Below are 9,033 nucleotides of genomic sequence, written 5' to 3' on the forward strand. Positions count from 1 at the left end.
TCAGTATCGGGATCCCGCCCATGATCGCCCGCCTCCGCCTCCGTCGCGACAGGGCCGCGCGCCTGCGGTCTCCGCTGCGGGCGGCGCTGGCGGCCTTGGTCTTCGCGACCGGCCTCGTCTTGGCGGGCCCGGTCGAGGGACCGGGGCCGGCTTTCCGGTCCGGGCTCCTCTCCCGCCTGACGCTTCCCCATTTCGCCGCGGCCCGCGCCGCGCCGGCGAGCGCCCTGCCGCGCGACGATCTCGCCTGGCTGGCCTCCCCGACCGAGATGGCGGCCTGGGGCGGCGGCGACGTCGAGGCGATCCGCGACCTGCTGCGCAAGGTCCGCTGGCTCGGCGCGGCCATCGGGGCCGCCTACGCCGCGCAGGGGCGTCCGCAGGCGGCGTCCGCGGCCTATGACGCCGCCCTCGAGCGCCGCCCCGACCTGCCGCTCGCGCTGCGCGGCCGCTACCGCATGGCGCTCGCCGACGACGACCGGGGCGCGGCGCTGCTCTGGGCCGAGAAATTGGCCGCGGCGCTGCCGGTGGAGCCGGGGGAGCTGAACCGGGCGCGCGTCGATCTCGCCGGGCTCTACCTCCGCGCCGGGCGGCCCGACGACGTGATCGCGCTGTTGTCCCCGGCCTTTCAGGGCAACCGCACCCCGCGGCCCGAGCCGCTGGCGCTGGAGGCGGCGTCGCCGCTGATCCAGGCCGCGCAGGCCGCCGGCCGCCTCGCCACGGCCGAACGCGCCATGTCCGTCGCCTACCGCCTGCTGCCCGCCGCCCGGCGCAAGGATCTGCCCTGGCCCGTGCTCAGCGCGCGGCTGCAGCGCATGCAGGGCCGGCCTGGCGAGGCGGCGCTGCTGTTCGGCGACCTCGCCGCCGACAACCCCGATCTGGTCGCGGCCTTCGCCCCCGACCGCGCCCGGGCCGAGACCGAGGCCGGCCGCCCCGGCGTCGGCCTCGCCCTGCTGCGCGACGCCTGGCCTGACATCGGCCTGCCGCACCGGCCGTCCGTGCTCGACGATTTCGCCGAAACCGCCATGGCCGCCGGCTGGCCCGACGGCGCGCTCGACTGGCTTGCGCGCAGGGCCCGCGACCTGCCCTCTGCCCAGGGGGCGCTGCTGGACGGGCGAGCGCTGCTGTCGGCCGAGCGGATCGAAGGCGCCGTCGCCCGCGTGCGCGGCATCCTCGCCGATCCCCTCGCCGGCCCGCAGGCCTGGCTGATCACCGCCGCCGCCCGCGCCTGGGGCGGGGGGCGCGTCGCCGCCGCGGAGACGCTGCGCAACGGGCTGGCGGAGCATCCCGCGGCCGAGGCGCTGTGGCTGGCGCTGTCGCGGCTGGAATCGGGCGAGGCGCGGCGCCGGACGCTGCAGCAGGCGGTGACGGCCGCGCCCGGCTCCGCCGCGCTGCGGATCGCGAAGGCGCGCGCGGAATTCGACCTCGGCGCCCCCGGCGCCGCCGCGGAAAGCTACGCCAGCGCCTTCGCGCTCATGCCTGGCCGGGCGCGGGACCGGGCGGCGGCCTCGGTGGCGCTGGTCGATTCGCGCGGCGACCTGGTCATGGCCCTGGCCCATGCCCGCTTCGCGCGCGACGCCGCACCCGACGCGGCTTTCGGGGCCGACGCGCTGGGTCAGGCCCTGCTGGCGCGCGGCGACGCCGAAGCCGCCGAGATCGAGCTGCGCCTCGCCGTCGAGCGCGCCGACCCGAGCGACATGGCGGCCTATCTGCATCTCGCCCGGCTCTTCGTGCTGCGCCGGCAGCCGGTCGAAGCTTCGGGCGCCGCGCTCAAGGCGCTCACCGGGATCCTCGCCGTCCACCAGCGGGTGGAGGCCGAGGCGATACTGAATGCCGGCACGGCCGTGACGCGGCTGGAGACGACGCTCCGCGCCCTGAACGCCGAGGGGACGGGCCCTGCGCTGGGCCGGCTGATCGTGAACGAGACGGATGAGGGCCTGACCCTCGACCTCGCCGCCAACGGTCTGCCGGAGGGCATGGCCACCGCCAGCCTCGCCCCCCGCCCCGCCTGCGCCGCGCCCGAGATCTGGGCCGAAGCGAAGGCCGAGAGCATCGCGGATCGCGGGCTGGAGCTGCGGCGGACCGATCCGGCCGCGGGGCTGAACCGCTTCGCCGGCGTCGGCGCCGCGGTCGAACCGGAACAGGCGATGCCCGATTTCAGGATCGTCGCGGGCGGCATCGCCTCGGTGACCGCCACGGTTCCTGGGCGGCGCATCTCGCAGATGCGCGGCCGCGCCATGCTGCTGCGTCATGAGGGCATGCCCGACGCCGCCCCCTTCGCCTGCGCCGTCATCCCCTGACCGCCCGGCCCCTCCCCTGCACGCGGTGCGGGGCAGGGGCCGGTCAGGCGGGGCTCACCACCAGCGGTCGGGGCGCGCCGTGAAGTCTGCGGCGCGTTCCAGCGCATAGGCGATGTCGAGCATCTCGGCCTCGCCCCAGGGCTTGCCGATCAGCTGCAGGCCCAGCGGCAGGCCGGCGTCGTCGATTCCCGCGGGCACCGCCACGCCGGGCAGGCCGGCGAGGTTCACCGTCACCGTGAACACGTCGTTGAGATACATCTTCACCGGATCCGCATCCGCCATCTCGCCCAGTCCGAAGGCGGCCGAGGGCGTGGCGGGGGTCAGGATCGCGTCCACCGTCTCGAAGGCCATTTCGAAGTCGCGCTTGATGAGCGTCCGCACCTTCTGGGCGCGCAGATAGTAGGCGTCGTAATAGCCGGCCGAGAGCACGAAGGCCCCCATCATCACCCGGCGGCGCACTTCGGGGCCGAAACCCTCGGCGCGGCTCTTCTCATAGAGGTCGGTGATCCCGTCGCCCGCGCCGAGCGCCGCCCGGCGCCCGAAGCGCACGCCGTCATAGCGCGCGAGGTTGGACGACGCCTCGGCCGGGGCGATCACGTAATAGGCGGGCAGGGCGTATTTGGTGTGGGGCAGCGAGATGTCGACGATTTCCGCGCCCGCGTCGCGCAACATGTCGGCGCCCCTGGCCCACAGCGCCTCGATCTCGGCCGGCATGCCGTCCATGCGGTATTCGTCGGGGATGCCGATGCGCTTGCCGCGGATGTCGCCGGTCAGCATCGCCTCGAAATCCGGGACCGCGAGATCGGCGGAGGTGCTGTCCTTCGCGTCGAACCCGGCCATGCCCTCCAGCATGATCGCCGCATCCCGCACGGTCTTCGCCATCGGCCCGGCCTGGTCGAGCGACGAGGCGAAGGCCACCACCCCCCAGCGCGAGCAGCGCCCGTAGGTCGGCTTCACGCCCACGATGCCGGTGAAGGCGGCGGGCTGGCGGATCGAGCCGCCGGTGTCGGTGCCGGTCGCGCCCAGACACAGGTCCGCCGCCACCGCCGCGGCCGAGCCGCCCGAGGAGCCGCCCGGCGTCAGATCGCGGTTCGAGCCCTTCGCCCGCCACGGGTTCACCACCGGCCCGTAGCACGAGGTCTCGTTCGACGAGCCCATGGCGAACTCGTCCATGTTCAGCTTGCCGACCATCACCGCGCCGCGGTCCCACAGGCGCTGGGTGACCGAGCTTTCATACTGCGGCAGGAACTGGTCGAGGATGTTGGAGCCGGCCTGGGACCGCACGCCCTCGGTGCAGAACAGGTCCTTGATCCCCAGCGGAATGCCGCAGAGCGACGGGGCGGCGGCCCCTTCGGCCGCCAGCCGCGCATCGGCGGCGGCGGCCATCTCGCGGGCCTTTTCCGGGGTCTTGGCGCTGACCGCGTTCAGGGCGCCGGCGGCCTCGATGTTGACGAGGCAGGCCTCGGTCAGCTCGGCCGAAGTGATGTCGCCCCCGCGCAGCCGGTCGCGGGCCTCGGCGATGGTCAGGCGGGTCAGGTCGGACATGGGGAAGGCCTCGGGCGCGTCAGGATCGGAAGGAGGGGCAGGCGGGCGGGCGGGCGGGCGGTTACTCGACCACCTTGGGCACGGCGAAGAAACCCTCGCGGGTCGCGGGCGCATTGGCCAAGACCTTGTCGCGGATGCCGCCGTCGGTGATCTCGTCCGCGCGCCGGCGCAGGGCCATCGGGGTGACGGAGGTCATCGGCTCGACCCCCTCCACGTCCACCTGGTTCAGCTGCTCCACCCAGTCGAGGATCCCCGACAGTTCCGAGGCGAGCCGTTCCAGCTCGGCCTCGTCCACGCGGATGCGGGCGAGATGGGCGACGCGGGCGGCGGTGGCCTTGTCGATGGACATGGGCTCTGGGTCTCCGGCGGCTGCGGGCGGGGGCGGCGGGACCGCCCCTCGGCTCTTCCCGCGGCTTATCCCGCCGACCCGTTGCGCGCAAGCCGGCCGGCTTCGGCGCGCGCCGCGCGGACCGAGTGTCCCGGCGCCCCATGGCGCACGAAGGTCACCGCCAGAACCCCCAGCAGCGTGCCGTTGAGCAGATGCCAGGCCCAGTGGGTCCCGATCGGCAGCGCCGCGCAGATCGGTCCGGTCTGGTCGTCGGCGGTGCGCATCGCCAGCGACGCCGCGAAGACGCCCGCGGCCACGGCGAGCCCCGGCCAGCTGTTATGCGCGCTCAGCGCCAGTCCGGTGGCGAAGGCGATCAGCGCAAGGAGGGTCGGCACATAGCCGATGGAGCCGTTGAGCGAGCCCAGCACCGGCGAAAGCCAGGACCCCATCGCGGCCGAGACCGGCAGGAACAGCGCCGCCGTCGCGATCCCCGCCCAGACCGGCAGCCCGATATAGCGGACCACGGCGAGGTGAAGATAAAGCATGATGAAGATCATGATCGGAATGACGTCGGCGGTCCCGGCCCAGCGCTCCGCCACGGTGTGGAACAGGAACGAGCCGACGCCGATGGCGACGAGGTTCAGGCTCAGCGCCCGCACCGCCCAGTCGCCGCTGCGCACGTCGCGCCGGGCGATGAACCAGGTCACGGCGGCGGCGACGAGGAAGGCCGCGTTCGAGACGGCGTTCAGCGGCTCCGCCCAGAAGGCCGGGCTCAACCGCTCGCAATACGCGTCCACCGAGGCGAACATGCCTTCCATCGCCGCACTCCCTCTTCATGCGCGCACCGGCGCCGCAGGATCGCGGCCCCATCGCGGCGGGGAACAAGGGGAGCCAGGCCAACCGCCCGCGCCCCGTCGCATCCCGCCCGCTCCACGCCCGCTCCACGCCCGGCTTGCGCCGGCGCGACGCGGGGTTTCCCACGAAACGAAATCTCACATGGCGCGCGGCGCCCTGTGCGCAATGGCGCGGCGGTCTATTTCCCGCGGTGCGGAAGGGCGACGCGTCATGGTCTTTCATTCGCCGTCCCCCTGCGCCAGAACCATCGAGCGTGCGCGTCACGTCTCGCCGGATCCGCCGGCAAGCGAAGTGTCGCCGGGTCCGCCGGCGAAGCAATCGGGAGGAGACCCCATGAAGATCATCTGGCTCGGCCATTCCAGCTTCCGCATCGAGATCGCCGATCAGGTCCTGCTGGTGGACCCCTGGCTGCGCGGCAATCCGAAATTCGACGAGGCGCGGTTCGACGAGGCCATCGCCGGCGCCACCGCCATCCTGCTCAGCCACGGGCATGGCGACCATGCGGGCAACGCGGTCGAGATCGCCAAGGCCACCGGCGCCAGGCTGGTCGGCGGCTACGAGCTGGTCGGCTATTTCGCCGAGAAGGAAGGGGTCGAGGCGCTCGGCTTCAACCTCGGCGGCACGGTGGCGCTCGGCCAGGTCGAGGTGACCATGGTCGGCGCGCGGCATTCGTCGTCCTTCCCCGGGCTGGGCTATGCCGGCACCGAGGCCGGGTTCATGATCGCGGGCGAGGGCAAGACCATCTATTTCTCGGGCGACACCGACGTGATGGCCGACATGGGCGTCTACCAGGCCCTGCACGCGCCCGAGATCGGGATTCTGTCCAGCGGCGGCCATTTCACCATGGACATGAAGCGGGCGGCCTATGCGGCCAGGACCTTCTTCGATTTCAAGACGGTGATCCCCTGCCACTACAAGACCTTCCCGCTGCTGGCCCAGGACGCCGAGGTGCTCAAGGCCGGTCTGCCCGGCGTCGACGTGATCGAGCCGGAGGTGATGACCGCCATCGAGCTCTGAGCCGCGCCCGATCGCGCAAGGCCACGGCCCCGGACCGTGCGGTCCGGGGCCGTTTTCATGCGGCGGGGGCGGGGGCGGAAGCGAAGGGAGCCGCGCGACGACCGGCCCGATGACCGCGCCGGAGCGCCCGCGCGGCGGTCCGGCGGGGGCGCCGGGCGGCGGCGTTTCCGGGGCCCGGAGGGATCAGCCGGACCTGCGGCCGGCGAAGAAGGCGCGCAGAAGGCCCGCCGCCTCGGCCTCGGCGATGCCGGAATAGACCTCGGGCCGGTGATGGGCCTGGGGATGCGCGAACACCCGCGCGCCGTGATCCACGCCGCCGGACTTGGGATCGGGGGCGCCGTAATAGACCCGCCCGATCCGCGCCGCGGCGATGGCCCCTGCGCACATCGCGCAGGGCTCCAGCGTCACCCAGAGGTCGAGGCCGGGCAGACGCTCCGACCCCAGCGCCGCGCAGGCCGCGCGGATCGCCAGGATCTCGGCATGGGCGGTGGGGTCGGCCTGCTCGCGGGTGCGGTTGCCGGCGCGGGCGAGGACCCGGCCCGTCGCGGGATCCACCACGGCCGCGCCCACCGGCGTCTCGTCGCGGGCCGCCGCCGCGCGCGCCTCTTCCAGCGCCGCTTCCATATGCGAGACGAAGCGCGCCCCGCTCATCCCCCCACCCTCCGCCGATAGCGCCGCATCGCGGGCGCCGAGGCCGACGAGACCGAAACCGCCCCGCCGAGCGCGGCGCCGACCCGTGCGGCGCCCGGCCCCGACCCCGGTCCCGCGGCCGGCTCGAATCCCAGCCGGATCAGCAGCGCCGCCGCCCGATGGTTGTCGCCATGCGCCACCGCCTCCAGCTCCCGGCACACTTCCGCCGCCTCGACCAGCACCGCCTCCATCGCCTCGCGCGCAAGACCGCGGCCCCAGTATTCCGGCAGGAAGGCGAACGAAACCTCGACCGCGCCCCGTCCCTCCAGCACGCAGAATTGCAGCCCGGCGACCCCGGCGGGCCGCCCTTCCGCGTGGGGGAGTGGGGGGGCCGCGTGCGGGAAAGGGGGCGCGCCCTCCGTCTCCGGCGATGCCGTCTCCCACAGCCGCAGGCCGAACCCGTGGGCCGGCCAATGGGCGGCGAAGGCCCGCGCCCGCTCATGCGCCAGCTCCGCCGTCCAGACCCGCCGGCTTTCGGCGACGAAGCGGCCGACCTGCTCGCGGCCGAAGAGCTCGGCGGCGAAATCCCCGTCGCTGGCCCGGATCGGGCGGCCGAGGAGGCGGGCGGTGCGCAGGGCTGTCATGCTCCGCTTATCGCCGAAGCGGGGGCGGGGGCCAAGACGCATCGGCGCCGCCCCGCGATCCCGCTTCCTATCGCGCCCGCACGGGCATAAGAGGGCGCATGACCAAGCCCGAGAATCCCGCCCCGCGCCCCGACGCCGCCCCCGCGGACCCCGCCGCCACGCCTGAGAAGGCGTCCGCAAAGCCGTCGGGGAAGCCGTCCGCGACCGCGCCCGAAGCGGAGGCGAAGGGCGAGCGGCTCGCCCGGCGCCTCGCCCGCGCCGGCGTCGCCTCGCGCCGCGCCGCCGAGACGATCATCGCCGAAGGCCGGGTCCGGGTGAACGGCGTGCGCGTCGACAGCCCCGCGCTGAACGTGACGCTCGAGGATCTGGTGGAGCTCGACGGCGCGCCGGTGGCCGAGCCCGAGCGCACCCGCATGTGGCGCTACCACAAGCCCATCGGCCTGGTGACCTCGGAATCCGACGAAAAGGGCCGCCCGACGGTGTTCGAGAACCTGCCGGTGGACCTGCCGCGGGTGATGTCGGTGGGCCGGCTCGATCTGAATTCCGAGGGGCTGCTGCTTCTCACCAACGATGGCGACCTGAAGCGGCGGCTGGAGCTGCCCTCCACCGGCTGGCTGCGCAAATACCGCGTCCGCGTCTTCGGCGCGCCGGACGAGGCGGCGCTGGAGCCGCTGCGCCGCGGCATGACGGTGGAGGGGGAGCGGTATCAGCCGATGACCGCCTCCGTCGACCGCCTGCAGGGCCGCAACGCCTGGCTGACGGTGTCGCTGCGCGAGGGCCGCAACCGCGAGGTCCGCAAGGCGCTGGGCGCGCTGGGCTTCGAGGTCTCCCGCCTGATCCGGATCAGCTACGGCCCCTTCCTGCTGGGCGAGCTGCCGGCCGGTGAGGTCGAGGAAATCCGCCCCAAGGTGATGCGCGACCAGCTGGGCCTCGGCCCCGCGCCGAAGGAGACGCGCGAGCCGGGCGGCGGGGTCAAGCCGGGCCGGACCGAACCCGACGACGAGGATGAAGCGCCCCGCCGCCGCGCGGGTCCGCCTCGGGACCGAACTCCGGGCGCCATCCGTCCGGGGCCGGGCAAGCCGGGGCTGCCGAAGCCCGAGGCCGAACGGCCCGGCCGCTCGGGGCCTTCTCGATCCGGTCCGGCGCGCTCGGGACCGGCTCGTTCCGGGCCGGGCAAGCCGGGGCAGGGCCGCTCCGACGCACGGTCGGACGGCGACAAACCCCGCTTCGGCAAGCCTGACGGCGCCAAGGCCGGAACCGGCTGGACCGGCGGCCCCGCGCGCCGGGCCGCACCCGACGGCGCGCGCGAAGAGGCCGCGCCGCGCCGTTTCGGCGGCAAGTCCGGCCCCGGCTTCGCGGCCGGCGAGACCGGCGGCCGCCGCTTCGAAAGCCGCTCCGACGCGCCCCGCGGCGGCGCCCGCGATGCCGACGCCGGGCCCTCCCGGCACCGCGGCGCCGGCGCCCCCAGCGCCAAATTCGGCCCCCGCGACGGCGCGGGCCCCAAGCGTGAAGGCGGCTTCCGCGGCGCGAAGCCGGAGGGCGACGGCGCCGCGCCCGGCGGTGGGTTCGACCCCGCCCGCGCCGGCGGCGTCTACACCGGCCCCGGATCCGAGAATGACGGCCCCGGCGGCCGACGCTTCGGAGGCGGCCGCGACGAGCCGCGCCGCGAGGGCGGCGGCGGCTACCGTGGCGCCAAACCGGCCGGCTTCGGCGGCGCGCG

The 9,033-nt window shown here is 74.6% G+C and carries 8 protein-coding genes; 3 read left to right on the top strand and 5 right to left on the bottom strand.

Features of this window, described 5'->3' with window-relative positions:
* The first annotated feature begins 20 nt into the window (after positions 1-20).
* Positions 21-2,294, top strand: coding sequence for a hypothetical protein (locus tag ACTB72_RS12205; protein ID WP_463037267.1), 2,274 nt, complete (start codon positions 21-23; stop codon positions 2,292-2,294).
* A gap of 54 nt (positions 2,295-2,348) precedes the next feature.
* Here ACTB72_RS12205 and gatA read toward each other — a convergent pair whose 3' ends face one another.
* The 3 genes from gatA to ACTB72_RS12220 all read right to left on the bottom strand — a co-directional run bounded on the left by gatA (position 2,349) and on the right by ACTB72_RS12220 (position 4,985).
* Positions 2,349-3,839 carry an Asp-tRNA(Asn)/Glu-tRNA(Gln) amidotransferase subunit GatA gene (gene gatA / locus ACTB72_RS12210; protein ID WP_463037268.1) on the bottom strand — a complete coding sequence of 497 codons (1,491 nt, stop codon included), beginning with the start codon at positions 3,837-3,839 and terminating at the stop codon, positions 2,349-2,351.
* Positions 3,840-3,900: 61 nt separating this feature from the next.
* Positions 3,901-4,188, bottom strand: coding sequence for an Asp-tRNA(Asn)/Glu-tRNA(Gln) amidotransferase subunit GatC (gene gatC, locus ACTB72_RS12215; RefSeq protein ID WP_463037269.1), 288 nt, complete (start codon positions 4,186-4,188; stop codon positions 3,901-3,903).
* A gap of 65 nt (positions 4,189-4,253) precedes the next feature.
* A complete protein-coding gene (locus ACTB72_RS12220) occupies positions 4,254-4,985 on the bottom strand; it encodes a hypothetical protein (RefSeq protein WP_463037270.1) in 732 nt (243 codons plus the stop codon).
* A gap of 370 nt (positions 4,986-5,355) precedes the next feature.
* On the opposite strand from ACTB72_RS12220, the gene ACTB72_RS12225 reads away from it, so the two are divergent.
* On the top strand, positions 5,356-6,039 hold the full coding sequence (locus ACTB72_RS12225) for a metal-dependent hydrolase (protein ID WP_463037271.1): 684 nt from the start codon (positions 5,356-5,358) through the stop codon (positions 6,037-6,039).
* Positions 6,040-6,222: 183 nt separating this feature from the next.
* Here the strand turns inward: ACTB72_RS12225 and ACTB72_RS12230 are convergent, their stop codons facing one another.
* Together ACTB72_RS12230 and ACTB72_RS12235 are read right to left on the bottom strand one after the other, a co-directional pair.
* Positions 6,223-6,690, bottom strand: a complete 468-nt coding sequence (locus ACTB72_RS12230) for a nucleoside deaminase (protein WP_463037272.1) — start codon at positions 6,688-6,690, stop codon at positions 6,223-6,225.
* The gene (locus tag ACTB72_RS12235) at positions 6,687-7,313 is read right to left on the bottom strand and encodes a GNAT family N-acetyltransferase (RefSeq protein ID WP_463037273.1); all 627 of its coding nucleotides are present in this window, start codon (positions 7,311-7,313) and stop codon (positions 6,687-6,689) included. The genes ACTB72_RS12230 and ACTB72_RS12235 overlap by 4 nt, the downstream gene beginning before the upstream one ends.
* Positions 7,314-7,411: 98 nt before the next feature.
* On the opposite strand from ACTB72_RS12235, the gene ACTB72_RS12240 reads away from it, so the two are divergent.
* Positions 7,412-9,033 (top strand): pseudouridine synthase (locus ACTB72_RS12240; RefSeq protein WP_463037274.1); only part of this gene is annotated, 1,622 nt, incomplete at its 3' end.

Source organism: Albimonas sp. (assembly GCF_055129145.1).

Coding starts and splice junctions, on each gene's coding strand:
- ACTB72_RS12205 (WP_463037267.1), top strand. CDS start 21: ATGATCGCCCGCCTCCGCCTCCGTCGCGACAGGGCCGCGCGCCTGCGG.
- gatA (WP_463037268.1), bottom strand. CDS start 3,839: ATGTCCGACCTGACCCGCCTGACCATCGCCGAGGCCCGCGACCGGCTG.
- gatC (WP_463037269.1), bottom strand. CDS start 4,188: ATGTCCATCGACAAGGCCACCGCCGCCCGCGTCGCCCATCTCGCCCGC.
- ACTB72_RS12220 (WP_463037270.1), bottom strand. CDS start 4,985: ATGGAAGGCATGTTCGCCTCGGTGGACGCGTATTGCGAGCGGTTGAGC.
- ACTB72_RS12225 (WP_463037271.1), top strand. CDS start 5,356: ATGAAGATCATCTGGCTCGGCCATTCCAGCTTCCGCATCGAGATCGCC.
- ACTB72_RS12230 (WP_463037272.1), bottom strand. CDS start 6,690: ATGAGCGGGGCGCGCTTCGTCTCGCATATGGAAGCGGCGCTGGAAGAG.
- ACTB72_RS12235 (WP_463037273.1), bottom strand. CDS start 7,313: ATGACAGCCCTGCGCACCGCCCGCCTCCTCGGCCGCCCGATCCGGGCC.